19 protein-coding genes, 1 rRNA gene and 1 pseudogene are annotated in these 25,569 nt (G+C 75.5%); 4 read left to right on the top strand and 17 right to left on the bottom strand.

Annotation, left to right across the window (positions count from 1 at the left end; all coding sequences use genetic code 11):
- Window positions 1-70: 70 nt before the first annotated feature.
- Window positions 71-325, top strand: a complete 255-nt coding sequence (locus ACGFI9_RS28985; protein WP_393182871.1) for a TM2 domain-containing protein — start codon at window positions 71-73, stop codon at window positions 323-325.
- A gap of 68 nt (window positions 326-393) precedes the next feature.
- On the opposite strand, the gene ACGFI9_RS28980 is transcribed toward ACGFI9_RS28985, so the two are convergent.
- The 9 genes from ACGFI9_RS28980 to recN form a co-directional block, all read right to left on the bottom strand.
- Window positions 394-999: an NUDIX domain-containing protein gene (locus ACGFI9_RS28980; RefSeq protein WP_393182869.1), complete on the bottom strand. Its 606-nt coding sequence runs from the start codon at window positions 997-999 to the stop codon at window positions 394-396.
- A gap of 76 nt (window positions 1,000-1,075) precedes the next feature.
- Window positions 1,076-2,836 (bottom strand): CTP synthase, encoded by a 1,761-nt coding sequence (locus tag ACGFI9_RS28975; protein ID WP_393182867.1) that lies wholly within the window; start codon window positions 2,834-2,836, stop codon window positions 1,076-1,078.
- A gap of 150 nt (window positions 2,837-2,986) precedes the next feature.
- Window positions 2,987-5,335 (bottom strand): hypothetical protein, encoded by a 2,349-nt coding sequence (locus tag ACGFI9_RS28970; RefSeq protein WP_393182866.1) that lies wholly within the window; start codon window positions 5,333-5,335, stop codon window positions 2,987-2,989.
- Entirely contained in the window at window positions 5,335-6,468 is a 1,134-nt protein-coding gene (locus tag ACGFI9_RS28965; RefSeq protein ID WP_393182864.1) for a glycosyltransferase family 4 protein, read from the bottom strand. Before ACGFI9_RS28965 ends, ACGFI9_RS28970 begins: the two co-directional genes overlap by 1 nt.
- Entirely contained in the window at window positions 6,465-8,147 is a 1,683-nt protein-coding gene (gene murJ, locus ACGFI9_RS28960; RefSeq protein ID WP_393182862.1) for a murein biosynthesis integral membrane protein MurJ, read from the bottom strand. Before murJ ends, ACGFI9_RS28965 begins: the two co-directional genes overlap by 4 nt.
- A 1-nt stretch (window position 8,148) precedes the next feature.
- Entirely contained in the window at window positions 8,149-9,012 is an 864-nt protein-coding gene (locus ACGFI9_RS28955; protein WP_393182860.1) for a hypothetical protein, read from the bottom strand.
- A 52-nt stretch (window positions 9,013-9,064) separates the two neighbouring features.
- Window positions 9,065-9,988 (bottom strand): copper transporter, encoded by a 924-nt coding sequence (locus ACGFI9_RS28950; RefSeq protein ID WP_393182858.1) that lies wholly within the window; start codon window positions 9,986-9,988, stop codon window positions 9,065-9,067.
- A gap of 27 nt (window positions 9,989-10,015) precedes the next feature.
- Entirely contained in the window at window positions 10,016-11,194 is a 1,179-nt protein-coding gene (steA, locus tag ACGFI9_RS28945; RefSeq protein ID WP_393182856.1) for a putative cytokinetic ring protein SteA, read from the bottom strand.
- A gap of 118 nt (window positions 11,195-11,312) precedes the next feature.
- Window positions 11,313-13,070: a DNA repair protein RecN gene (recN, locus tag ACGFI9_RS28940; protein ID WP_393182854.1), complete on the bottom strand. Its 1,758-nt coding sequence runs from the start codon at window positions 13,068-13,070 to the stop codon at window positions 11,313-11,315.
- A gap of 102 nt (window positions 13,071-13,172) precedes the next feature.
- On the opposite strand from recN, the gene ACGFI9_RS28935 reads away from it, so the two are divergent.
- Window positions 13,173-14,147, top strand: coding sequence for a helix-turn-helix domain-containing protein (locus ACGFI9_RS28935; protein WP_393183099.1), 975 nt, complete (start codon window positions 13,173-13,175; stop codon window positions 14,145-14,147).
- A 175-nt stretch (window positions 14,148-14,322) separates the two neighbouring features.
- Here ACGFI9_RS28935 and ACGFI9_RS28930 read toward each other — a convergent pair whose 3' ends face one another.
- The 5 genes from ACGFI9_RS28930 to ACGFI9_RS28910 all read right to left on the bottom strand — a co-directional run bounded on the left by ACGFI9_RS28930 (window position 14,323) and on the right by ACGFI9_RS28910 (window position 21,388).
- On the bottom strand, window positions 14,323-18,057 hold the full coding sequence (locus ACGFI9_RS28930; RefSeq protein ID WP_393182852.1) for a S8 family serine peptidase: 3,735 nt from the start codon (window positions 18,055-18,057) through the stop codon (window positions 14,323-14,325).
- Window positions 18,058-18,755: 698 nt separating this feature from the next.
- Window positions 18,756-19,640, bottom strand: a complete 885-nt coding sequence (locus tag ACGFI9_RS28925; RefSeq protein ID WP_393182850.1) for an NAD kinase — start codon at window positions 19,638-19,640, stop codon at window positions 18,756-18,758.
- Window positions 19,637-20,482, bottom strand: a complete 846-nt coding sequence (locus ACGFI9_RS28920) for a TlyA family RNA methyltransferase (protein ID WP_393182848.1) — start codon at window positions 20,480-20,482, stop codon at window positions 19,637-19,639. Before ACGFI9_RS28920 ends, ACGFI9_RS28925 begins: the two co-directional genes overlap by 4 nt.
- A 22-nt stretch (window positions 20,483-20,504) precedes the next feature.
- Window positions 20,505-20,762 carry a hypothetical protein gene (locus ACGFI9_RS28915; RefSeq protein WP_393182847.1) on the bottom strand — a complete coding sequence of 86 codons (258 nt, stop codon included), beginning with the start codon at window positions 20,760-20,762 and terminating at the stop codon, window positions 20,505-20,507.
- Window positions 20,759-21,388, bottom strand: a complete 630-nt coding sequence (locus ACGFI9_RS28910; protein ID WP_393182845.1) for a hypothetical protein — start codon at window positions 21,386-21,388, stop codon at window positions 20,759-20,761. The genes ACGFI9_RS28915 and ACGFI9_RS28910 overlap by 4 nt, the downstream gene beginning before the upstream one ends.
- A 113-nt stretch (window positions 21,389-21,501) precedes the next feature.
- On the opposite strand from ACGFI9_RS28910, the gene ACGFI9_RS28905 reads away from it, so the two are divergent.
- Window positions 21,502-21,837 carry an SCP2 sterol-binding domain-containing protein gene (locus ACGFI9_RS28905; protein WP_393182843.1) on the top strand — a complete coding sequence of 112 codons (336 nt, stop codon included), beginning with the start codon at window positions 21,502-21,504 and terminating at the stop codon, window positions 21,835-21,837.
- Between the two features lie 10 nt (window positions 21,838-21,847).
- Here ACGFI9_RS28905 and ACGFI9_RS28900 read toward each other — a convergent pair whose 3' ends face one another.
- On the bottom strand, window positions 21,848-22,843 hold the full coding sequence (locus tag ACGFI9_RS28900) for an HAD-IIA family hydrolase (RefSeq protein ID WP_393183097.1): 996 nt from the start codon (window positions 22,841-22,843) through the stop codon (window positions 21,848-21,850).
- A 473-nt stretch (window positions 22,844-23,316) separates the two neighbouring features.
- Window positions 23,317-24,051 (bottom strand): annotated as a pseudogene (locus ACGFI9_RS28895) (hypothetical protein); the annotation flags it as partial.
- A gap of 150 nt (window positions 24,052-24,201) precedes the next feature.
- Here ACGFI9_RS28895 and ACGFI9_RS28890 point away from each other — a divergent pair.
- Window positions 24,202-25,395, top strand: a complete 1,194-nt coding sequence (locus ACGFI9_RS28890) for a hypothetical protein (protein ID WP_393182842.1) — start codon at window positions 24,202-24,204, stop codon at window positions 25,393-25,395.
- A gap of 92 nt (window positions 25,396-25,487) precedes the next feature.
- Here the strand turns inward: ACGFI9_RS28890 and rrf are convergent.
- Window positions 25,488-25,569: ribosomal RNA gene (rrf, locus tag ACGFI9_RS28885) — 5S ribosomal RNA — on the bottom strand; the annotation flags it as partial.

Raw genomic sequence — 25,569 nt, 5'->3', positions numbered from 1 at the left:
GGTAAACATCGTCCCACCGTTGGAGCGGCGGTGCGGACAGGACGGCAGTGGATCACTAAGGTGTCCGCTCATGACCACTCCTCAGTACCAGCAGTACCCGCAGGGCGTTTCGGACAAGAGCAAGACCATCGCGGGTATCCTCGGCATCCTGCTCGGCAGCTTCGGTGCCGGGCGTTTCTACATGGGCGACACCAAGACCGGCGTGCTCCAGCTCGTGGTGAGCATCGTGACCTGCGGTCTCGGCGGCATCTGGGGCCTGATCGACGGCATCCTGATCCTGGTCAACGGCGGCGTCGACGGCCAGGGACGCCCGCTGCGCGACTGAGCGCCGACAGACGGAAAGGGGCCGCGCGGTGTCCGCACCGCGCGGCCCCTTCGTCGTCGGACCCCGGCTCAGCGGGGCAGCGGCGCCTCCGGGCGGCGCAGCTCGGCGAAGCCGGTCTCCCGGGCCCGGGCGGCGGCGAGCAGCCCGGCCACGCAGGAGGCGTTGGTGATCTCCCCGGCGAGGACCATCCGGACCGCCTCGTCGAGGTCGACCCGGACGACCTGGAGGTCGGCCTCCTCGTCGCGGCGGTCGTGCCGCTGGTCGGCGGGCACGTCGGCGAGGTCGCGGGCCAGGAAGACCCGGACCACCTCGTTGGTGAAGCCCGGCGAGCTGTGCAGGTCGACCAGGACGTCGACGGTGCCGGCGGTCAGGTCGGCCTCCTCGGCCAGCTCCCGCACCGCGGCGGCGGCGAGGTCCTCGCCGCGGACGTCCATCAGCCCGGCCGGCAGCTCCCACAGGTGCCGGCCGACCGGGTGCCGGTACTGCCGGATCAGCACCACCTGACCGGCGTCGTCCAGCGCCACCACCGCCACCGCGCCGACGTGCGTCACGTAGTCCCGGGAGGCGGTGCCGCCACCGGGCATGGTGACGTCGTCGCTGACCACCGAGAAGATCCGGCCGGACCAGATCTCCCGGTGGTCTTTCACCTCGTACCGGTGCTCGACACCGCTCACGCCGCCACCTCGCTCCGCTCGATGGCGGCGCGAGGCGCCGCGCTGCTGAGCCAAGTGGTTCGCTCGCTCCGCTCGCTCACGACGCGGACGCCGCCTTCGCCGCGGCGGGGGTGCCGTTGCGGCTCGCCTTCTTCGCCGCCGGGGCCTCCGCCGCCGCCTCCGGGAGGTCGACCGGGAGCTGGTCGGCCTCGGAGTACGCGATGGCGGCCTTGACGAACGAGGCGAACAGCGGGTGCGGCCGGGTCGGCCGGCTCTTCAGCTCCGGGTGCGCCTGGGTGGCCACGAAGAACGGGTGCAGGTTGCGGTCCAGCTCGACGAACTCGACCAGGCGGCCGTCCGGCGAGGTGCCGGAGATGTGCAGGCCGGCCTTGGTGAGCTGGTCGCGGTAGGCGTTGTTCACCTCGTACCGGTGCCGGTGCCGCTCGCTGACCTCGGTGCTGCCGTACGCCTCGGCGACCAGGGAGCCCTCGGCCAGCTTCGCCGGGTACGCCCCGAGCCGCATGGTGCCGCCCAGGTCGCCCTTGCCGGCGACGATGTCCTCCTGGTCGGCCATGGTGGCGATGACCGGGTGCTTGGCCTCCTCGTCGAACTCCAGCGAGTTCGCCCCGTCCAGGCCGGCCAGGTGGCGGGCCACCTCGATGGTCATGCACTGCAGGCCGAGGCAGAGGCCGAGCAGCGGGATGCCGTTCTCCCGGGCGTACCGGGCGGTGCCGATCTTGCCCTCGATGCCACGCACGCCGAAGCCGCCGGGGATGACGATGCCGTCCACGCCGGCCAGGGCGGCCGCCGCGCCGGCCGGGGTGACGCAGTCGTCGCTGGGCACCCAGCGCAGCTGCACCCGGGCCCGGTGGCCGAAGCCGGCCGCGCGGATCGCCTCGCTCACCGACAGGTACGCGTCGGGCAGGTCGACGTACTTGCCGACCAGCGCCACGGTCACCGTGTGGCGGGGCTGGTGCACCCGGTCCAGCAGGTCGTCCCAGCGGGTCCAGTCGACGTCCCGGAACGAGACGCCGAGCCGCCGCACCACGTACGCGTCGAGGCCCTCGCGGTGCAGCACCTTCGGGATGTCGTAGATGCTCGGCGCGTCCGGGGCGGCGGTGACCGCCTCCCGGTCCACGTCGCAGTAGAGGGAGAGCTTCTCCTTGACCTTGTCCGGGATCTCCCGGTCGCAGCGCAGCACCAGGGCGTCCGGCTGGATACCGATGCTGCGCAGCTGCGCCACCGAGTGCTGGGTCGGCTTGGTCTTCAGCTCGCCGGACGGCGCCAGGTAGGGCACCAGCGAGACGTGCAGGTAGAAGCAGTTGTCCCGGCCCAGGTCGTGGCGGACCTGGCGGATCGCCTCCAGGAACGGCAGCGACTCGATGTCGCCGACCGTGCCGCCGACCTCGGTGATCACGATGTCGGGGACCTGGCCGTCGGCGTCCGGCTCGCCCATGCCGAGGATCCGCGACTTGATCTCGTTGGTGATGTGCGGGATGACCTGGACGGTGTCGCCCAGGTACTCGCCGCGCCGCTCCTTGGCGATCACCGCCGAGTAGATCTGCCCGGTGGTGACGTTCGCCTTGCCGGACAGGTCCCGGTCGAGGAAGCGCTCGTAGTGACCGACGTCCAGGTCGGTCTCCGCGCCGTCCTCGGTCACGAAGACCTCGCCGTGCTGGAACGGGTTCATCGTCCCGGGATCGACGTTGAGGTACGGGTCGAGCTTCTGCATCACCACGCGCAGCCCGCGCGCGGTCAGCAGGTTGCCGAGGCTGGAGGCGGTGAGGCCCTTACCCAGCGAGGAGGCGACGCCCCCGGTGACGAAAATGTGCCTGGTCGTCCGTGCTGAAGGGGCCAAGGCCTGCTCCCGTGTCGTCCGTAGCGGTCGTGCGAACCGCCGTGCCGATCAGCCAACTGATCACGCGATCCACGGGATTCCACGGTAACACCTTTCCCGGCCCGGGCCGGCGTCGCACCCGCCGTCACCGCACGTGAATCCGGCTCCGGCTCAGCCGGCGGGGACCTCCGTCGATGCCGGACGGGCCTGGGCGGGCACCGTCGCCGGGCGGTCGGCGCCGGTCGGCGCGCGCCTCGCCGTACCCTCTTCGGCCTCGACCGGACCGTCCGGCGCCCCGTCCGGGTCGGTGTCGGCGTCCGGCCGCCCGGGTCCGGCCGGGCCGGCGGAGCGACCCCCGTCCGGGTGGTCCCCGCCGCCGGTGGGGCCGCCGGCCGGCCCCTCCTCGCCCGGCCGTCCGCTGCCGGGCTGGGTGCGGTCGGTGGAGTGGTCGAGCACCCGCAGCGCGGCCAGGGCCGCCATCGGCACCACCAGGGCGGCCGCCGCCCCCGCCACGTCCAGGGCCGAGCCGCCGAGCAGGCCGCCCAGGCCGGCCGCCACCGCGGTGCCGGCCATCGCGGCCCGGATGGCCGGGTAGATGCCGAACAGCCGCATCAGCCCGCCCCAGGGCTGGTAGAGGGCGAGCCAGACCAGCGCCGCGCCGGCCAGGGCCAGCACGGTGAGCGGGCTGTTGACCAGGGTCTCCACGTTGGCGCTGCTGGCCCGGTGGACGGTGAGCCCGCCCGTGCCGTCGCCCAGGGCGGCGAGGAACCGCCCGACGCTGCCCCGCTCGGCCTCCGGCCGGCGCAGGTCCACCACCGCGAAGCCGATGGTGACCGCCAGGCCGGCCATGGTGGCCCAGGCCAGCCGGCTGATGGTCAACCAGCCTCCGGAGCAGATCGCGGCCGCGACGCTCACCCCGGCGGTGAGCGCGATCGCGCCGATCGAGTCCGCCCCCAGGTACGGGCTGCCCACGATCACCACCGCGGCGCCGCCGACGGCCACCATCACCATCGGCCGCCAGGGCCGGCGCACCCGCTGGGCCAGCCAGCCGCCGCAGAGCAGCGACCCGGCGATGAACACGCCCAGCCCGACGGTGCCCAGGCCGGCGTACCGGCCGCCCTCCAGCGCCGAGTAGCCGACCACGCCGTTGAGCTGCAACCGGGAACCGGTCACCACGTCCACGCCGACCACCAGGGTGGCCAGGCCGGCGACCGCGCCGAGCGGGCCGAGGGTGCTGCCGTGCCCGGGACTGAACCGGACGGCCGCCGTGCCGCCGACGATCAGCAGCGCGGTGACCACGCCGAACCACCAGCCGGCGTGCGACCCCCGCCACCAGGGCGCCGCGTCGGCGAGCAGGGCGGCCGGCACGGCCAGCGCGGCGGCGATCAGCAGCAGTTCCACCACCGCCACCACCCGCCGGGACACCGGTTCGGGGCCGTGCGGGCCGGCGTGCCGGCGGGCCCGGCGCAGCAGCGGCAGCACCGCGATGGCGAGGGCCACCTGGGCGGCGGCGAGCAGGGTGAAGAACCAGCCGGCCACCCGGCGCTGCGCGCCGGCCTCCCGGTCGGCGTCGGCCGGCTGGTCGATCGCGGCCCACAGGTCGGCCGGTCGGCCGCCGACGGAGACCGCGGGACGGCCGAGGAAGAGTTGTTCGGGCATCGGCCGGCCGAGCGCGGCCAGCGCGGTGGGCGCCAGGTCGGCCAGTTGCAGGTAGCCCTCGCGGGCGGTGCTCGGCGAGGTCAGCCAGCCGCGCTCCCAGCCGGGGCCGTCGGCGACCGCCACGTGCAGCCGGGACGGCTCGTCGGTGTCCGAGACGCCGGCGACCAGGACCAGCGAGCGGGGTGGCCGGGCGGCGAGCACCCGGGCGAGCTGGGCGTCGGCCTGCCGGGCCTGGGCCGCCCGGACCGTCGGGTCCGTGCCGTCGACGGTGCCCAGGTCGACGATGCTGAGCACGCAGGAGCCGAGCAGGCCGGCCGGGTCGGCGGGCAGGACCGGCGCGTACCGGTCGACCCGGCCGAACGGCCGGGCGGCGGCCACCGCCGCGCCCGGACCGACCGCGACCGAGCAGCGGACGGACTCGGAGAGCGCCCCCGGCGTCGCACCCCAGGCGAGCTTGTCCTGGTTGTAGGCCACGACGCTCTCCTGGTCGGGCAGGTTGGCGCCGATCCCGTCGGGCTGCTCGACGGTCACCCCGGCGGCCGGACAGTCGCCCACCCGGCCGCTGCCCTGCCAGGCGGCGAAGTTGCCCGCGCCGAGGGTGAGCCAGCCGTCGACCGGGCAGGTGGGCCGGTGCGCGGAGCGTACCGAGAGGGAGCCGATGGACCCCTGCTCGGCCATCCGCCACAGCGTGGGGGTGGTCTGCGGGTCCACGTCCTCCCAGCGCAGCCCGGCCACCCCGGCCAGCACCACGAAGTCGGCGCTGCGCTTCGCGCCGCCGGTGTCCGGCCGGGCGGCCAGCGCCGTGACCCCGAGCGCCACCACGAGCAGCGTCAGCAGGACCGGGGTGAGTCGGCGCAGCATCACCGCGTCCTCGTCGACGGCTCGGGCGCCAGTTCGGCGTAGAGGTCGGCCAGCGCGGCCACGGTGTCCGTCTCGGTGGGCCAGGTCGCGGCCCGGGCGGCGGCCCGGCGGGCCAGGTCGGTCCGGCGGGCCTCGTCGTCCAGCAGGTCGCGCACGGCCGCGTCGACCGCGTCGACGTCGCCGGGCGGGATCAGCACCGCGGCGTCACCGACCAGCTCCGGCAGCCCGCCCACGGCGGTCGCCACCAGGGGTACGCCGGCGCGCATCGCCTCCTGGGCGAACAGCTGCCGGGCCTCCCAGTCGCTGGTGACCAGGGCCAGGTCGGCGCCGGCGAGCAGGTCGGCCACGTCGGTGCGGTGCCCGAGCAGGGTCACCGGGGCGCGGGTCGCCGAGATCCGGGCGGCCAGTTGCAGGTACGCGGGCCCGCTGCCGGCGATCACCACGACCGGCGCCGGGTTCCGGGTACGCCAGCGGGCGGCGGCGTCCACCAGCACGTCGTACCGCTTCTGCGGGTGCAGCCGGCCCACGGAGACGATCAGCGGGCGGTCCGGGGCGACCCCGAACTCGGCGCGGACGGCGGGCCGGCGGCGGCGCGGCGGGGGCAGCGTCGGCGCGGCGACCGGGGCGAGGCGGGCGTCGGCGGCGCCCAGCGCGGCGGCCCGCTCCACCAGGTCGGCGGAGGCGCCCAGGGCGACCCGCACGTTCCGGGCGACGATCCGCTCGGCGAGCCGGGACATCTGGCCCCGCAGCCCCCCGGACAGGACGGCGTTGTGCCAGGTCACCACGAGCGGCGCGGCCGGGCGGGCGAGGACGGCGACGAGGCCGGCCCGCAGCCCGTGCGCGTGCACCACGTCCACCGGCGTGTCGGCCAGGGCCCGGCGCAGCACGGCGACCGCCCGGCCGTCGGCCGGGGTGGGACTGGCGGGGATCTCCACCGGGGCGAACCGGGCCCCCACCGCGGTGAAGTTCCACTGGTCCTGGGTGGCGGCCGGGCCGCAGACCAGCACGGACGCGCCGGCCTCGGTCAGCCCCCGGGCGAGCGAGCGGACGTGCTGTCCCACGCCGCCGGTGCTGGAGGCGAGCACCAGGGCCACCGAGCCGGGCCAGTGCGGCGCCGACGAGGCGTCCGTCATGAGGACATGCTCTCCTTCCCGTCGCCCCGTCCCGAAGCTTGGTCGGTCGGCGTGTCGTCGGATCCGCCCGGTGGGCGGCGCCGCCGGAGCCGGCGGGCCACGGCGGCGAGCAGCGGCCGGACGTCCCGTTCGTCGGTCAGCCAGGCGACGGCGAGGAACAGGGCGCCGACCACGACCCCGGACAGCATGCCCTGTACGAGCGCCTCCGATGCCGTCGGGGTCCCGGCGAGCCGGGCGAACCACCGGGAGACGGCCACGCCGCCGAGCGCGGCTACGGCGGCGGCGACCAGCCCGGCGCCGCCGGCCCGGCCGATCCCGGCCAGGGCGGCCCGGCCGGCGGAGCGCAGCACGGCGGCGATCAGCAGGCCGCCGAGCAGCAGCATGCCGACCGAGTTGGCCAGGGTCACCGCGAGCACCCGGTCGTCCCGGGGCAGCAGGGCCGCCAACGGTACGGCCGTCAGCGGGACCGCCAGCCAGCCGACGGTGATGGCGGCGGTGGCCACCCGGGTGGCACCCCGCGCGTAGAGGGCGCGGGACAGGACGGCGAACAGTCCGTAACCGATCAGACCGGGCGCGAAGCCGACGATCGCCGCAGCGGTCTCCGTGGCCCCGAGCGGGAAGAAGTGGCCGACCGCCTCGGCCGTGCCGACCAGGGCCGCCACGCCGAGGAAGCTGAACAGCAGGACGCCCCGGGTGGCCGGGGCCAGGGTCCGGCGGTAGCCGTCGGCGTCCCCGCCGGCGGCGGTGGCGGCGAGGCTCGGATAGGCGGCGACCGCCAGCGGTACGGCCAGCACCGACCACGGCAGCAGGTACATCGTCTGCGCCAGGTTGAAGACCTGGGGCGAGCCGGTCGGCCCGCCCGACACCCGGCTGAGGATCACCGCCAGCGCCAGTTGCTGCGCGGTCACCGTCACGGCGCCCGCGGTGGCCAGACCGCCGACCTTGGCGCGCGCCTCGGCCGGGAAGGCGTAGCCGGGGCGCAACGTCAGCCGCAGCGGGCGCAGCGGCACCAGCAGTGACAGCGACAGCACCACCACGCCGAGCGTGGTGCCGCCGGAGAGGATCAACTCGCCGCCGCGGCTCACCTGGGCGATCGTCGCGCCGTGTCCCTGGCTGGCGCCGAACGTCAGGTAGACGGCGATCACCGTGACGCTGGACAGCAGCGGGGCGATGACCGGCCAGGCGAACCGCCGGTGCGCCTGGAGCACGCCGGTCAGCACGATGCCGACGCCGTACAGCGGCAACTGCGGGGCGAAGACCCGCAGCATCCGGGCGCCGGCGGCCAACTCCGCGGGCGAGCGGCCCTCGCCGAGCAGGCCGATGATCGGCTCGGCCAGCAGGGCCACCAGCACGGCGAGCGGCACCAGCAGGGTCAGCGTCCAGGTCAGGAGGGCACCGGTGATCGCGCCCACCTCACGGCGGTCGCCGGCCTCGACCGGCCGGGCCAGCAGCGGCACGACGAGGCTGGCGAGCGCGCCACCCGCCACGATCTCGAAGATGATGTTCGGGACAGTGTTGGCGATGACGTACATGCCGCCGAGATCGCTGCGCTGGACGACCCAGGTGAAGACGGCGGTACGGCCGAAGCCGGCGAGCCGGCTGACCACGGTGAGGACGGCGATGAGGACGGCTGCTCCGGCCACACGGCCGGCGCCGGCGAGGGGTGCCGGTTTCGTCACGTCAGTCGTCGAGCCGGCCCAGCGCGTCGAGTTCCCGCAGCCCCGGGGTCCGCTGGATCACCTGGGTGAAGCTGACCTTCTCGCTGGCCGCGGTGAGCGCGGCGACCACGGCGAGGATGCCGGCCCGGCCGAGGGGGCCGGTCCGCGCGGCCAGGCTGACGCCGAGCAGCGCGCCGAGGGCGTTGGCGCCGCTGTCGCCGAGCATCACCCGCTCGTCGAGGTCCTCCCGGACCAGCCCGGCGGCGGCCCCGACCGCACCGGCGGCGATGCCGCCGTACGGGCCCCGGCTGAGTGGCGCGCCGAGCAGCATGCCGGCCTTGAGCGCCCGGCCGGGGCGCAGGTCGAGCAGGTTGAGCAGGTTGGCGGTGCCGGCCACCACGCCGGCGCCGAGCAGCAGGTCGAGCCCGCGGCCGAGGGTGCCGGCGCGCTGCCGGCGCGGGTGGGCGGCGACCCGCTGGTCGGCGGCGAGCAGCGCGGCCGCGCCGAGCCCGGCCGCGCCCACCCCGGCGATCTTCACCAGGCCGGCGGTGACCCGGCCCTCGCGCAGCGCGGCGAGGTGCCCGGCGAAGCCCTTGGCGGCCTTCTGCTCGGGACGCGCGCCGACGACGTCGTCGTACAGCCCGACGGTGCCGGCGCCCACCCCGGCGAGCAGCGCGGCGGCGCCGGCCGGTGCGCTGCCCGCGCCGAGGGCGCCGGCGGTGGCGGCCCCGACGGCCAGGGCCGGCCCGGCGGCCAGGGTGACCGTGCGGCCCCGGAAGTTGGTCCGCTCCAGGGCCGGCGCGCCCGGGGACGCGCACACCTCCCGCAGCACATAGCGGGCGGCGACCGCCCCCGCGCCGACGGCCAGCAGCCGACCCAGTCTCACGCGACCCCTCCGATCCGGATGTCCAGCGCGACCCGGTGCAGACCGGACAGCGTCACTGGGGCAGTTTAGGCAGCAGCGACGCGGCGTTGTCACCGACGCCGTACTGGCCGGCCTTCTTCTCGGTCACCTGCTGCACCAGGGCGAGCGTGGTGACCAGTTGGCCCTGCACGGTGTTGGCGTTGTCGACGGTCGAGATGGTCTGGGAGAGCACCGGGTCGCCGCGGACCACGGCCACCACGTTGCCGCCGGCCGAACCCATGCCGCCGACCACGATCGCACCGGTCCGGTCGAACTGCTCGGCGACCTTCACCACCGACTCGTCCTTCTTCGCCGAGTCCTTGTCCACGTACGGCTGCCCGCTGACCAGCACCACCGCCTCGGCGACCCCGGAGATCTTGTCCTCCGGGGTGAGGTAGCCGGCGGTCGCGTACGCCTGGAGCACCGCCCGGCGCTCGGCGTCGGTGACCGCCGCGCTGCCCTGCGGGCGGTCCAGCAGGACGCTGGCGAGCAGGGCGCTGGACGTCTCCACCCCGTGCCCGTTGCCGGGCAGACCGGACATCTGGACGTTGTTGGCCAGCTCCAGCAGGTTGTTGTTGCTGTCCGGGTTGATGAACTTGTCCTGGATGTCGATCCGCCCGGTGACGTTGGCACCGGCGAGCTGGAGCATCTTCACCACGCCCTCGGTGTGGTCGCGCCCGCTGGGCAGGCTGAGCACCAGCACCCGGCGGCCGGCCAGCTTGCCGGGGAGGACGACCTGCGCCATCTCGGCGGCGAAGTCCTCCTCCATGTCCAGTTCCTTCTGCAGGCTGTTGACCGACTGGCGCATCTGCGAGTTGTCCTTGCGCAGCGCGTTGACGTTCTCCTTGAGCGAGTCGGCGACCGGCCCGTTGAGGGCGGCCGTGCCGACCACCAGGCCGATCGCCAACGCCAGGAAGACCGCGGTCAGGGACACCACGTGGTAGCGGAAGTTGATCACGCTTGCAGCCTCTTGATCGTCGGGGAGCTAGAAGAGCTGGCCGAGCTGGAACACGAAATTGTCCCACCATTCGGAGACCACGCCCAAATACGCCTTCCCGACGGTGGAGACCGCCACGGCCGAGGCCATCGCGGCCACCGCCGAGAGGACCAGCAGCAGCAGCGAGGAGCCGGAGATGCTCTGCCGGTAGAGCCGGCTCACCCCCTTGGCGTCGACCAGCTTGCCGCCCACCTTCAACCGGGTCAGGAAGGTCGAGGCCATGCCGCCCCGGCCCTTGTCCAGGAACTCCACCAGGGTGGCGTGGGTGCCGACGGCGACCAGCAGCGAGGCGCCCTTCTCGTCGGCCAGCAGCATGGCCAGGTCCTCGCTGGTCGCGGCGGCCGGGAAGGTGACCGCGGGCACACCCAGCCCGTTCACCCGGGCCAGGCCGGGCGCCCGGCCGTCCGGGTAGGCGTGCACGATCACCTCGGCGCCGCAGCGCAGCACGTCGTCGGTGACCGAGTCCATGTCGCCGATGATCATGTCGGGCGTGTAGCCCGCCTCGACCAGGGCGTCCGCGCCGCCGTCCACGCCGATCAGCACCGGCTTGAACTCCCGGATGTACGGGCGCAGCACGTCCAGGTCGGCCTTGTAGTCGTACCCCCGGACCACGATCAGGCAGTGCCGGCCCTGGATCTGGGTCTGGATCTCCGGCACGCCGACCCCGTCGAGCAGCAGGTCGCGCTCCTGCTTGAGGTAGTCCATGGTGTTGGCGGCGAACGCCTCCAGCTGGACCGACAGCCCCTCCCGGGCGTCCGCCATCGACTTGGCCACGGTCTCGGCGTCCTGGAGCGTGCCGTGCGCGACCGGTTCCTCGCCGACGAAGACCGTGTTGCCCTCGATCCGCACCAGATCACCCTCGCGGACCTGCTCGAAGACGCTCTCACCCAGGTCGTCCAGGAGCGGGATGCCGGCGGCGATCAGCACCTCGGGGCCGAGGTTCGGGTACCGCCCGGAGACCGACGGCTTGGCGTTGAGCACGGCGGCGACCCCGACGGCGACCAGCGAGTCGGCGGCCACCCGGTCCAGGTCGACGTGGTCGATGACCGCGATGTCCCCCGGCCGGAGCCGGCCGACCAGCCGCTTCGTCCGGCGGTCGAGGCGCGCGGTGCCGAGGATCGAGCCCGGTTCCGCGTTCCGGTTCCGGCGCAACGTGGGTAGACGCATCGTGACCATCCTGGCATGTGAGGCAGGTTTTGCTGTCGCGACATGCCTGAGCAGGGCCGCCTACCCAGGGAAGCACACCGGAGCGCACGCTGGTGTGCTTGCGCTCACAAACCCGGGGTCACGGACGCCTTTCCTTGGCCGCCACGGCCAGGAGTTCCTCGGCATGGGCGATACCCAGGTCGGAATCGGGCAAACCTGCCAGCATCCGGGCCAGCTCCCGGGCCCGCTCGGTGTCCTCCACCACCCGCACCCCGCTGGTGGTCACCGCTCCCCCGGTGTCCTTCGCCACCACCAGGTGCCGGTCGGCGAACGCGGCCACCTGCGGCAGGTGGGTGACCACCAGGACCTGGTGGCTGCGGGCCAACCGGGCCAGCCGCCGGCCGATCTCCACCGCCGCCTGGCCGCCGACGCCCGCGTCGACCTCGTCGAAGACCAGGGTGGGCGGCCCGCCCGAGCCGGCGAAGACCACCTCGATGGCGAGCATCACCCGGGACAGCTCGCCGCCGGAGGCGCCCCGCTGCAACGGCAGCGCCGGCGCGCCGGGGTGGGCCAGCAGGCGCAGCTCCACCTCGTCGGCGCCGTCCGGGCCGACGCCGGCCTCGACGCCGTTGACGGTCAGGCTCGGCTCGGTCTTGCCGGCCGGCCGGGGCAGCACCGCCACCTCGATCCGGGCGTGCGGCATGGCCAGCCCGGCCAACTCGACGGTGACCTGCTCGGCGAAGCGGACCGCCGCCTCCTGCCGGGAGGTGGAGACCCGGCCGGCCAGCTCGGCCACCTCGCCCGCCAGCCGGGCCGCCTCCCGGTCCAGCTCGTCGAGGAGCTCGTCGGAGGTGTCCAGGTCGGACAGTCGGGTACGGGCCCGCTCGGCCCAGGCGATCACCCCGTCGACGTCGTCGGCGTACTTGCGGGTCAGCCCGCGCAGCGCGGCCCGCCGCTCGTAGACGGCCTGCAGCCGGGCCGGGTCGGCGTCCAGCCCGGCCAGGTAGGTCGACAGCTCGGCGGAGACGTCGCTGACCAGGGTGGCCGCCTCCTCCAGCCGCAGGGCCAGCTCGCCCAGCGCCGGGTCGGTGCCGGCCTGCGCCTCCAGGGTGCGCCGGGCGGTGCCGAGCAGCGCGCCGGCGTCGGGGGTGTCGTCGGCCGCCTCCACCCCGCCGGCCACGCACTGCTGGGCGAGCTGGGCCGCGGTGCGCAGCCCCTCGGCGTGCTCCAGGCGCTGCGCCTCCGCCTTCAGCTCGTCGTCCTCGCCGGGCTGCGGGTCGACCCGGGTGATCTCGTCGAGGCCGAGCCGGAGCAGGTCGGCCTCCTGGTTGCGCTCGCGGGCGTTGCGCCGCCGGTCGGCCAGGTCGTCGACCACGGCCCGCCACCGGGTGTACGCCTCGCGCAACGCGTCGAGCAGCTTCTCGTGCTCCGGCCCGGCGAACCGGTCCAGCGACGCCCGCTGCTCGGCCGGGCGCAGCAGCCGCAGCTGGTCGGACTGGCCGTGCACGGCCACCACCTGCTCACCGACCTCGCCCAGCATCGACACCGGCATGCTCCGGCCGCCCAGGTGGGCCCGGGACCGACCCTCCACCGTGACCGTGCGGCTCAGCAGCAGCGACCCGTCCTCGTCGGGCTCGCCACCGGCGTCGGTGATCCGGGCGTGCACCGCCTCGGCCACCCGGCCGAGCAGGCGCAGCCGCCCCTCCACCACCGCGCGACCCGGTTGCGCCCGGACCCGGCCCGCGTCGGCCCGGCCGCCGAAGAGCAGGCCGAGGCCGGTCACCACCATGGTCTTGCCGGCACCGGTCTCGCCGGTGATGACGTTCATCCCGCCCGTCAACGGGAGCGTGGTGTCCTCGATGACGCCCAGTCCGGTGATGCGCAGCTCTTCCAGCACAGCACCTGACAGTAGACGCGCCCTGCGACAGTTGACCAGCCGGCGCGGGCGGGGCTGTGGACAACCGCTGGTGACGTCGTACAGTTCTGCCCCGTGCTGGACATGATCGGCCTGGACCCGGGCGAGGAGCAGCTCTACCGCTGCCTGGTGCGGCTCACCACGGCTCGGGCGGCGGAACTGGCCGAGCGGCTGGGCCGACCGCGCGAGGAGATCCTCGTACAGCTCGAGGCCCTGCGGGGCAAGGGACTGGTGCTGCCGACCGGGCCGGAGCCGGACGCCCCGCTGCGGCCGCTGGCGCCGGACGTCCCGCTCGGTGCGGCGCTGCTGCGCCGGCAGGAGGCGCTGGAGGTGGCCCGCGCGGCGGTCACCCAGCTCACCGAGGAGTACCGGGCGGGGATGCGCCGGCGCTCCGCCGACCACCTGGTCGAGGTGATCACCGGTGCCCGGGCGCTCCGCGAGCGCCTGCGGGACCTGCAGAACGCCGCCCGGGTCGAGGTGTTGTGGTTCTGCCGGGCGAACCCGCTGGCCATGCCCGGCCAGGAGAACGTCGAGGAGTTCGACGCGCTGGCCCGCGGGGTCCACTACCGGGCCATCTACGAACGGGAGATGCTCCTCGAACCGGGCGCGTTGGCGGACGTCGAGCAGGGCGTACGCGCCGGCGAGCAGGCCCGCGTCCTCGACCGGCTGCCGGTCCGGCTGGCCATCGTCGACGGCCGGACGGCCGTCTGCCCGCTGGTACGGGACAACAGCAGCGGCGAACCGACCGCCGCGGTGATCGGCCGCAGCCAGCTGCTGGACGCCCTGCTCGCCCTCTTCGAGAGCCACTGGCTGATGGCGACACCGCTGCGCTCGTCCGCCCCACCGGTCGACCCCGGCGCGGACGGCTACCGGCCGGACGCCGAGGAGGTCCGCCTGCTGTCGCTCTTCGTGGCCGGGGTGCCGGACAAGTCCATCGCCTCCCAGCTCGGCGTGAGCCGCCGTACCGTCCAGCGGCGCCTCGCCGACCTGATGACCCTGGCCGGGGTCGACACCCGGCCGGGTCTGGCCTACCAGGCCGCCCGCCACGGCTGGCTCTGACCTGCCCGGCACCCCCGCCACCGGCCGCGCTGCCGCCGCCTCCGGAGGATGGTGCCGGCGGCAGCGACGGCCGCGGCGCCGTCAGGGTGCCCACCACCCCCTGGCAGGCACCCCGGACGGACCGAGGGTGACGTCCGCGCGGGCGAGGGGGGATTCGTCCCGCGCGGACGTCGGCTCAGCGCAACCCGTACGCGTCGAGCACGGTCTGGTCGACGGTGTTGCCGGCCCCGTCACCGGCATGCACCCGCAGCGACACCGCGCCGTGTCCGGCCGGCACCACGGCGGTGAACCGGGTGCCCGAGCCGTTCACCGGCACCGCCTGCCAGTGCTGCCCGCCGTCGAAGGACACCTCGACCCGGACGCCCGTGCCGGTCGGCGCCGGTACGCCCGCCGGCTGGCGCAGCGTCAGCCCCAGCTGGTGCGGGTGGCCGCCGGGCACCTGGCCGCGCAGGTCCGCCGGGACCTGGTAGTCCACCTGCAGCAGCGGCAGCGGCTGGGCGGCCTCCCCGGCCGGCCGAGCCGAGGCGAACTGCCACGCCGTCTCGGTGCGGGTGGCGTAGCACCACTCCTCGGAGGACCGCGCGGTGGTGACGTCCAGCCGGTAGCGGGCCGCACCCGGGGTGGTCGCCACCGGCGCCCAGCCGCCGGAGAGGTCGGCGAGCTGCTGCCCGTCCCGGCTCAGCCGGCGCTCGACGGTGTCCTGCTCCTCGCCCCAGCCGGCCGAGGCGTAGTGACCATCGGCGTCGACGAACTCGGCCACCCGCAGGTTCAGCGTGTCGCCGGTGCGCGTGGGCACCGGCGCTCCGGCACCCGCCGGAACGGCCGGCCGGACCACCGGGGCGTGCCAGGTCTCGGTGACCCGGTCGTCGGCCGCGTACCGCCGGGGCTGCTGGGTGAGCCCGCCGAGCAGCGGCCCCCAGGACCAGGTGAGCCGGTGCAGCACCCGCTGCTGCCACCAGGAGTCCCCGGCGCTGACGAACTCCTCCCGGGAGGTGCCGGTACGCACCATCCGCTGGTCGTCGTTCCAGGAGTACTCCTGCCACGGGCGCCAGCCGAACCGCTGCTCGCTGGCCCAGTCGAACCCGCCGGTGTCCGCGTAGCGGGTGGTCACCTCGGCGGTGTTGTCCGCGCTGACCCGGTGCACGATCCGGTCCGGGACCCGCCCCTTCGACACCTGCCACACGTCGTACAGGTACGGGCTGTCGACGGTCAGCGTCAGGTCCAGCGTGGCGCGGCCACTCTTCGCCGCCCGGACCATCGGCTGCCCGTCGTCGTACGCGACCACCAGCGACGGGATCGGCAGGCGGTCCCCGTCGGGGCGCCAGACCGTCCACGCGCTCCGGTCCGCCGGGCGGACGATGAGCACCATCGCGGCGCCGGCCGCCGTGGCGTCGGCGATCTGGTCCTCCTCGGCGCGGTCGTAGCTGCCGGCGACCAGCGCGGCCGCACCTCGCACCCCGGCCCGGGCCAGCTCGGCGGCGGTGCCGTCGCCCGCCCAGACCAGCGGCAGCTTCCGCCGTCCGGCCGGTGCCGGCGACTGGCCCAGCAGGTTGATGTCGAGCGGACCGGACACGTCGCTGACCTGGGCGTCCACCATGGGCGCGACCAGCTGCCAGCGGGAGGAGAATTCGAACTCGCCCTGGCGCACCTGCCGCGTCGGCGTGACGTTCACCTGCTGGACCGTGCTGAAGGCCATCACGCCGTGGTCGACCTCCCGGCCGTTGCCGAAGATCCGGTGCTCGTAGAAGCTGAGCACCGCCCGCTGCTCGGTCGGCTTCGGCGTCTCGATCCGCACCGGGGTGCCCTTGCGCGGATCGAGCACCACGGTGAGGTCCCGGTCGACCGTCAGCTCGGGGTCGGTGACCAGGGTGAGCTGCTCGTCCAGCGGGGCACCGTGCTCGATCAGGCCCTCGAGCAGGTACGGGCCCTCTTCGACCTGCACCTGCCACTCCATGCCGGGGAAGAGGAAGCCGAGCCAATCGGACTCGGAGTGCTCGCCGAACAGGGTGACCACCGGTGCCGCGCCCGGCTGCCCCTGCATGTCCAGCGCCTTGACGGTGACGAGGTGCATCGGGCCGCTGAGGGTCAGGCCGACGGCGGTGCGTACCGCGACACCGTCCGCGCCGGTGGCCACCAGCCAGCCGCCGTGCACACCCCGGTCCAGCTTCGCCGGATCGGCATGCAGCGGGACGTTCACGCTGCCGCCGGCCGGCACGGTCACCTCGGTGGCGTCGAGCGACACCCCGTCCGGCTCCGCCGCGCCGCTGTCCAGGTTGCGCAGCTCCAGCGCCAGGCGCAGGGTGCGCGGGGAGGACGTGCCGTTGGTGTACGTCACCGTCCGCTCCGCCACCGCACCTCCGGTGTTCACCCGGCCGAAGTCGGCGGTGGCCGAGCCGTACACCCGCTGGCTCAGCGCGCGGGCCACGTCGACCCGGCCGCCGCCCTGCTCGAACACGGTCAGCGCGGGGTTCGACTTCGCCGTGCTGACCAGCGCGTCCTTGAGCTTCCCGGCGGTCCAGTCGGGGTGTTCCTGGGCGAGGATCGCGGCCGCGCCGGCGACGTGCGGGGTCGCCATCGAGGTGCCGGAAGCCCGCGTGTAGAGGTCGTCCACCGGCGTACCCATGGTGGTGCCGGCGGCCCGGGCGGCGACGATGCCGACGCCCGGCGCGGTGATCTCCGGCTTCAGGCCGTTGTCACCCAGGCGCGGACCGCGGCTGGAGAAGTCGGCCAGGTTGTCGTCGCGGTCCACCGCGCCGACGGTGAGCGCCGCGGCGGCCGCGCCCGGGGTGCCGACGGTACCGGCCGCACCCTCGTTGCCGGCCGCGATGACGAAGAGCGCGCCGGTCTCGGCGGTGAGGTCGTTGACCGCCTGGCTCATCGGGTCGGTGCCGTCGGTGGCCGGGCCGCCGAGGCTCATGCTGACCACCTTCGCGCCGGAGTGGGCGGCCCACTCCATGCCCGCGATGATCCCCGAGTCGTAGCCGCGGCCACCGTCGTCCAGCACCTTGCCGATCAGCAGCTGCGCGCCGGGCGCGACGCCCTTGCGCAGCCCGTCCGAGGCCGCGCCGCTGCCGGCGATGGTGGCCGCCACGTGGGTGCCGTGGCCGTGCCCGTCGCGGGCGCTGCCGGCGCCGGTGAAGTCCTGCGCCTCGGCGATCCGGCCGGCCAGGTCCGGGTGGGTGGCGTCGACGCCGGTGTCCAGCACCGCGACCCGGACGCCGCTGCCGTCCCGGCCGGCCGCCCAGGCCGCCGGGGCGCCGATCTGCGGCACGCTGTGCTCCAGCGCCGGGTGGACCCGCCCGTCCAGCCAGACGCGGGCGATGCCGCCGCCGAGCCGAGGCGTGCCGGCGGTGGTCCGGGCCTCCGACGTGCCGCGCAGGGTGGTCCACAGGCCGCCGAGGTCGGCCTTGCCGACCCGCAACGCCGCGCCGTTGATGCTCTCCAGCGGGCGGGCCGCGGTGGCGCCGGCGAGCGGCCGGACGCGTCCGGCGGCCGGTTGCTGGTAGCGGACGATCAGCGGCAGCGCGCCCTGCGCGGCGTCGCCGTAGCCCTCGGCGGCCAACTCCTCCACGTCGAACAGGTCGGCGTCGAGCACCCCGGCGGAGACGTACGGCACGACGTCGCTGGGCAGCACCCGCAGCCCGCCGTCGGCCTCCACGGTGTGGAAGGTGATCCGCTCGCGGCCCGGGCCGGGGTGGACGGTGGCGGCGACCCGGCCGGGCGCGGCCTGGGCCAGGTCGACCCGGTCGCCGGTGATCAGGGTGATACGGACGGGCGCGCCGCCCGGGGCGGGGGCGGCCGGGATCGAGCCGGTGGGCCGGGCGGGCAGGGCGGCGGACGCCGGTGCGGCGAGTCCGACGACCAGTGCGCCGACCGCGCCGGCGGTCAGCCAGCGTGGGGGCCAGTGCATGCGATGCGCTCCTTCACTCCAGGGTTCGGCCGGGGGAGGTCGACCGATCGGAGTCTGCGACGGAGATCATCAACGGTCACTAGCTGCGGCGCGCCGCATCGGCGACATGTCGCCAGGTGGACATGGGCGGGCCGCGACCGGTCCGCCGGGTGTCCGGCCGGTTGCCGCCGCACGGCGGTCCATGGGGGACGGGCTGCTGGCGTGCGGGGAACGACCGGGGCGGTCGATGGTCGGGGTGCCGGACGAGTCGCTCGCCACTCAGCCCGTGAGCCGCCGCTTCCTCCGGCGGCGGCTCGCCGACCTGACCGACCTGACCGGGGTCGAAACCCGGTCCGGTCCGGCACACCGGTCCGCCCGCCGCGGCCGGCCGCGACTCCTCCGGCACCCCGACCGTCGTGGTCCCGACCACCCCCTGGCCAGGGCCACGACCGCCGGACCGCGCGTCCGGGCGACACGGGCCTCACCGCCCGCCCGGACTCCACCTCAGCGCAGCCCGCACGCTCCGATGGCCACCCGATCGGCGGCCGGCCGGCCCCGCGGCGACCGGCCCACGGCAGGCGCTCCCCGGCATTCCGGGGACGCCCCGCCGGCACGTCGTCGTCGGGGGAGGCTCCTACCGTAACCCGATCGGCCCGCCACCCGGGTACCCCGAACCGCCGACCTGGGGTCGGCCCCACGGGCCACCGCTGACTGTGGGGTCAGCGGCGGCTGCCCCGCCAGCCCTGCACCGGCAGGTCGAACTTGGCCACCAGCCGGTCGGTGAACGGGCGGGCCTTGAGCCGGACGATCCGCACCGGCAGCGCGCCCCGGCGGACCGTGACCCGGGCGCCCGGTGGCAGGTCGTAGACCCGCCGGCCGTCGCAGCAGAGCACCGCCAGGGTGGTGAACGGGTCCACGGTGATCGCGAAGGTGGACGTCGGTGCGGTCACCAGCGGGCGGCTGAACAACGCGTGCGCGCTGATCGGCACCAGCAGCAGCGCCTCCACCTCCGGCCAGACCACCGGGCCGCCGCCGGAGAACGCGTACGCGGTGGAGCCGGTCGGGGTGGCGCAGACGACGCCGTCACAGCCGTACCGGGACAGCGGCCGGCCGTCGACGTCGACGAGCAGCTCCAGCATCTGGGCCCGCTCGCCCTTCTCCACGCTGATCTCGTTGAGCGCCCACGACTCGATGGTCGGGCCGCCGTCGAACTCGGCGGTCACGTCGAGGGTGAGCCGTTCGTCCACGGTGTAGTTACGCCCGACCACGTCGCGGACCGCGCTGTCCAGGTCGTCGATCTCGGCCTCGGCGAGGAAGCCGACCTTGCCGAGGTTGATGCCGAGCAGCGGGGCCTTCGCCGGGCGGGCCAGCTCGGCGGCGCGCAGGAAGGTGCCGTCGCCGCCCAGCGCGAAGACGATCTCGGCGCCCTCGGCTGCCTCCGGGCCGGTCACCGGCACCACGCCGGGCAGGTCCAGGTCGTCGGCCTCCTCGGCGACCACCCGCACCTCGAAGCCGGCCGCGATGAGGTCCGCCGCCACCGCCCGCGCGTGCTCGGTGCTGCGTCGACGGCCGGTGTGGGTCACCAGCAGAGCGGTCCGGCTCACCCGGACACCTCCTCGTTCGTGGGCTCCGACGGGAATCCCTGCGGGCCGGCCGCCACCACCGCGCGTACCCGCTCGGGGTCCGCGGCGGGCGCGTCCCGGCGTAACCATACGAAGAACTCGACGTTGCCGCTCGGCCCCGGCAGCGGGCTGGCGGCCACGTCCGCCAGGCCCAGGCCGAGCTGCGCCGCCGCGGCGGCCACGTCGAGCACGGCCTCCGCGCGCAGCTCCGGATCGCGGACCACGCCGCCCGCGCCGACCCGCTCCCGGCCCACCTCGAACTGCGGCTTGACCATCAACGCCAGGTCGCCGTCGGGCCGCGTGCAGGCCGAGAGGGCCGGCAGCACCAGGCGCAGCGAGATGAACGACAGGTCGGCGACCGTGAGATCCACCTCCCCGCCGATGGCCTCGGGGGTGAGGGTACGCACGTTGGTGCGCTCGAAGACGTGCACCCGGTCGTCGTTGCGCAGCGACCAGGCGAGCTGCCCGTACCCGACGTCGACGGCCACCACCTCGGCGGCGCCGGCGCGCAGCAGCACGTCGGTGAAGCCGCCGGTGGAGGCGCCCGCGTCCAGGCAGCGCCGGCCGGCGACGGTCAGGCCGCCGGGGGTGAACGCCGCGAGGGCGCCGGCCAGCTTGTGGCCGCCCCGGGAGACGTACTCCTCGGTCGGGTCCGCGCCGGTGACCAGCAGCGGGTCGGCGGGGTCGACCATCGCGGCGGGCTTGCGGGCCGGCACCCCGCGCAGCTGGACGCGGCCGGCCTCCACCAGCGCGGCGGCCTGCTCGCGGGAGCGGGCCAGGCCGCGGCGGACGAGTTCGGCATCCAGCCGGGTACGACGTGCCATCGGTGGTTCTTCTCCGGTCGGTTCAGGCCTGGTCGATGCTGGCCAGGGTCTCGCGCAGCGTCTCGTACGCCGCCTCGTACTGGGCGATCTGGTCGGCCGGGGAAAGTCCTTCGGCGTTGATCATGGCTTGCACGGCCGCGTCCACGGCCGGGTGCCGGGCCTCGCCGACCTCCTCCGGCGGCGCCGGGCGTACCCCCGGGGGCGGGCCGGGACGGGGGCCACCCGGCGGCGGCCCGGGGCGCGGACCCGGCGGCGGGCCGGGGCGGTAGGGGGTCGTCACGACGCGGCACCTCCGGCCTGCTTGCGGCCGGTGGCCTTCTTCGCCCGCCGGACCGCCGGCGTGGGCGACTCCTCCGCCGGGGTACGCGACACCGTCGCCGGCGGCTTCTTCGCGATCGCCTTCTTCGCCACGGTCCGCTTCGCCACGGCCTTCGTCGGTTCGGCCTTCGTCGGCGAGGCCCCGGTCGGCTCCGTCCCGGTCGGCGCGGCCCCGGTCGGGGCGGGCTGGGCGGCGGCCGGCTCCGCGCCGCCCGGCGCGGCGGCGGGGCCGGTCGGCGCGGCGGCGGGGCCGGTCGGCGCGGCGGCGGGGCCGGTCGGCGCGGCGGCCTTCGCCTCGCGCAGTTGCCGTTCCAGCTCGTGCACCCGGCGGGTCAGCTCGGCCACCTCGTCGGCGGTGGCCAGCCCGACCGCGCCCAGGGCGCGGTCCACCTCGAAGCGGACCAACTTGGTCAGCGCCTCCCGGTTCGCCGTCCCGGTGGCGACGAGTTCCTCCGCGAGCGCCTGGAGCTGGGCGGCGGTCGCGCCGCCCTGGCCGACCACGCGCCGCACGGCGTCCTGGGCCCTCTTCCGGGGCGCCTCCGTCAGGCCCATGGCCAGCTCGAGGTAGGCGCGCCACGCGTCCTGCATGCCTGAGTCCTTCCGCGGGGCGGGGATGTGCAGGTGTCACGCTACCGGGCGCCTGGGACGCCCCATTGCGGTACGGTGCCGGGGAACGGCGTGGCGCGTGACGAGGAGATGATGTGGCCAGCGTGGACGAGTGCCGGCAGGCGTTGCAGGAGCTGGCCACCCGGCTGGACCGGCACGCCGAGCTGCAGGGGCGGATCGACCTGGACCGCACCCTGGCCTGCCGGATCACCGACCTGGACACCGCGTTCCACGGCCGCATCGAGGGCGGGCGGCTGGTCGACCTGAGCGACGGCGACGACCCGAAGGCGAAGATCGCGCTCTCCACCAGCAGCGACGACCTGGTGGCGCTGGTGCACGGTCAGCTCGACATCGCCAAGGCGGTCGGCTCCCGCCGGGTGTCCATCAAGGCCAACCCGTTCGACCTGATGAAGCTCCGCAAGCTGCTCTGAACCGGCCCGGTCAGTCGGCCAGGCCCAGCGCGGACAGGGCCGGTCCCGCCGCCGCGGACGCCGCCCGCACCCGCCCGCCGACCCCCGTCGTCCAGGCCACCGCGCAGAGCGCGGCGAGAGCGTCGAGCGGGCGTCCGCTGCCGTCGAGGAGCAGCGCGTCGTCGGCCACCGTCGCCGACCAGCCGCCCGCGTCGGGGGCGCCCGGCACCCGCACCACGGCCGCCGGCTCGAAGAGCCCGGCCAGATCCAGCGACACGTACGTCGGCCGGCGCTCCTCGGGGGCGGTCAGCAGCTCGGGTACGTCGCTGACGCCGGTGAGCACCAGCAGACTGTCCAGCCCGGCCCGGCGGGCGCCCTCGATGTCGGTGTCCAGCCGGTCGCCGACCACCAGGGTCCGCCCCGCCCCGGCCCGGCGGGCGGCGGTGGCGAACAACGCCGGCTCGGGCTTGCCGACCACCACGTCCGGGTCGCGGCCCAGCGCGGTGCGCAGCACCGCCACCAGGGAGCCGTTGCCCGGCAGCGGACCACGCGGGCTGGGCAGGGTGCGGTCGGTGTTCGTCGCGTACCAGGGCGCGCCGTCTCGGACCGCCAGCGACGCCTCGGCGAGGTCGGCCCAGCAGACGTCGGGGCCGTACCCCTGGGCGACGGCGGCCGGCTTCTCCTCGACCGTGGTCACCGGCCGCAGGCCGACCGCGCGCAGTTCCGCGCGGAGCGCCTCCGCCCCGACCACCAGCACCGGCGCGCCCGCGGGCAGCCGGTCCCGCAGCAGCTCGGCGGTGGCCGCCGCGGAGGTGAGCACCTCCTCCGGCCGGGCCGGGACGCCCATGCCGGTGAGCAGCGCGGCCACCTCGCTGGAGCGCCGGGAGGCGTTGTTCGTCGCGTACGCCACGGACCGGCCCTCGGCGTGCAGCCGGCCCACCGCCTCGACGGCGCCGGGGATCGGCCGGTCGATCAGGTAGATCACCCCGTCCAGGTCGAAGACGACCAGGGTGTACCCGTCGACCAGCCGTCCGCGCGTGCCGGCCGGTCCGGCTGCCGCGTGGGCCGCCCCGGCACGCGCGTCCCCGGCGCTCCCGGTCACCGCTGGTCCGTCTCCGCCTCGCGGGTCTTCCCGTCCGCGCCCTCGCCCACGGCCTCACCGTCGCCCACGGCCTCACCGTCGGTCACGGCGCCACCCGCGGTCGCGGAGGCACTGTCGGTCGCGGCGGCACGGGTGTCGTCGGCGAGTGACCGCGCCTGCGCGTCGGTCAGCTCGTCGTCGGCGAGGTCCGCGGCGTCCCGGTCCCGGTACCCGGTCGGCTCGCCGCCCCGCTCCTCGCGGTCGAGGTCCCCGCCGACCCGGTCCTCGTCGTCACGCAGCCGCGCGTCGCCGTCCAGGTCGTCGTCCTCGTCCTCGAACTCGTCGTCCTCGTCGTCGTCCTCGAACTCGTCGTCCGTGTCGAGGTCGTCGTCCTCGTCGTCGGCGTAGCGGGCGTCGAGCTCGTCCGCGTCGAGGTCGCTGTCCTCGTCGTCGCCGTCGAGGTCGTCGTCCTCGTCGTCGCCGGTGAGGTCGGCGTTCGGGCGGGCCGGCACGGCCCCCGGCGCACCGGGTCCGGCCGCGAACTCCTCGTCCTCGTCCTCGTCGCCCTCGATGATCACGCCATCGAGCTCCAGCAGCCGCTCGGCGGCGTCCGTCTCACCCTCGGCGTCCACGTCGGCGGCCCGGGAGAACCACTCCCGCGCCTCCTCGCGCCGCCCCACGGCGAGCAGCGCGTCCGCGTACGCGTAGCGCAGCCGCGCCGCCCACGACTCGGACGAGTCGGCGGTCAGCTCGGGGACCTGCAGCATCGCCACGGCCGCGTCCTTCTGCCCGAGGTCGCCACGCGCGCCGGCCGCCACGATGAGCAGCTCGACCGCCACGGACTGGTCGAGCTTCTCCCGGTCCGCGCCGCGGAACAGGTCGATCGCCCGCTCCGGCCGGCCCAGCGCCCGCTCGCAGTCCGCCAGCACCGCCAGGTGGCTCTGCAGCCCGGTCATCCGGTGGTACGTCCGCAGCTCGGCGATCGCCGTCTGCCACTCCCCGGCGTGGTACGCCGCCAGCCCGACAGCCTCCCGCACCGCGGCGATCCGCGAAGCGAGCCGACGCGCCGCCATGGCGTGCGCCAGCGCCTCCGCCGGGTCGTCGTCGATCAGCAGGCCGGTCGCCACCAGGTGCCGGGCGACGGACTCCGCCACCGGCTTGGCCAGCGACAGCAGCTCGGCCCGGACGCTGGAGTCGAGGTCGCTCGCCACCACCTCGTCCGGCAGCGCCGGCGCGGCGACCCGCTCGCCCTCACGACCCTCGGCGCGCTCGCGCCGGTCGTCCCGCCACTCCCGCTGCGGCCCGTGGCCGCCCGGCCGGCCGTCGTCCCGGCGGGGACGTTCGCCGTAACCGCGACGCTCACCGCCCCGCTCGGTGCGCTCCCGGCCACCCCGGAAGCCACCCTCACGGTCCTCCCGGCGGAAGCCCTCCCGGCGCTCCCCGCCGGCGAAACCGCCCTCGCGGCGCTCACCGCCACGGAAGCCGCCCTGGCGGTCGTCGCGGCGGAAGCCCTCGCGGCGCTCGCCACCGGCGAAACCGCCTTCACGGCGCTCACCGCCACGGAAGCCGCCCTGGCGGTCGTCGCGGCGGAAGCCCTCGCGGCGCTCACCACCGCGGAAGCCACCCTCGCGACGCTCGCCGCCACGGAAGCCACCCTCGCGGTCACCACCACGGAAACCACCCTCGCGACGCTCGCCGCCACGGAAGCCACCCTCGCGGTCACCACCACGGAAACCACCCTCGCGACGCTCGCCGCCACGGAAACCGCCCTCGCGGTCACCACCGCGGAAGCCACCCTCGCGACGCTCACCACCACGGAAACCGCCCTCGCGACGCTCGCCGCCACGGAAGCCACCCTCGCGGTCACCACCGCGGAAGCCACCCTCGCGACGCTCACCACCACGGAAACCGCCCTCGCGGTCCTCGCGACGGAAGCCACCCTCGCGACGTTCCCCGCCCTGACGGTCATCGCGGCGGAAGCCCTCACGGCGCTCCCCGCCTCGGAAACCACCCTCGCGGTCACCACCGCGGAAGCCACCCTCACGGCGCTCACCACCACGGAAACCGCCCTCGCGGTCCTCGCGACGGAAGCCACCCTCGCGACGTTCCCCGCCCTGACGGTCATCGCGGCGGAAGCCCTCACGGCGCTCCCCGCCACGGAAACCACTCTCACGGTCGCCGCCACGGAAACCACCCTCGCGGCGGTCGTCGCCGCGGAAGCCGCCCTGGCGGTCATCGCGGCGGAAGCCGCCCTGGCGGTCATCGCGGCGGAAGCCGCCCTCACGGCGCTCCCCGCCACGGAAGCCGCCCTCGCGGTCGTCACGGCGGGAGCCACCCTCGCGGCGGTCACCGCCGAAGCCGCCTCGCGGGCCGCCCGAGCGGTCGTCGCGGTTGCCCCGGTACGAGGGACGGTCGTCGCGGCGGGCGTCGTCGCGCCCCGGCCGGCGGTCGGCGCGGTCCTCGTAACGACGGGGGCGATCTCCGCCCTGCGGTCCTGAACTCACAGGTACATCCTTCCTGATTGCGTCCCCCAGGACGCTAACGCAGTCGAGGGCCGACCCTGCTGGGGCGGCCCTCGACTGGAAAGATTGTCCGGCGGTGTCCTACTCTCCCACACCCTCCCGAGTGCAGTACCATCGGCGCTGGAGGGCTTAGCTTCCGGGTTCGGAATG

It is taken from the genome of Micromonospora sp. NPDC048930, from assembly GCF_043197935.1.
Lineage (GTDB): Bacteria > Actinomycetota > Actinomycetes > Mycobacteriales > Micromonosporaceae > Micromonospora.
This window is presented reverse-complemented; position numbering and strand designations above follow the sequence as displayed.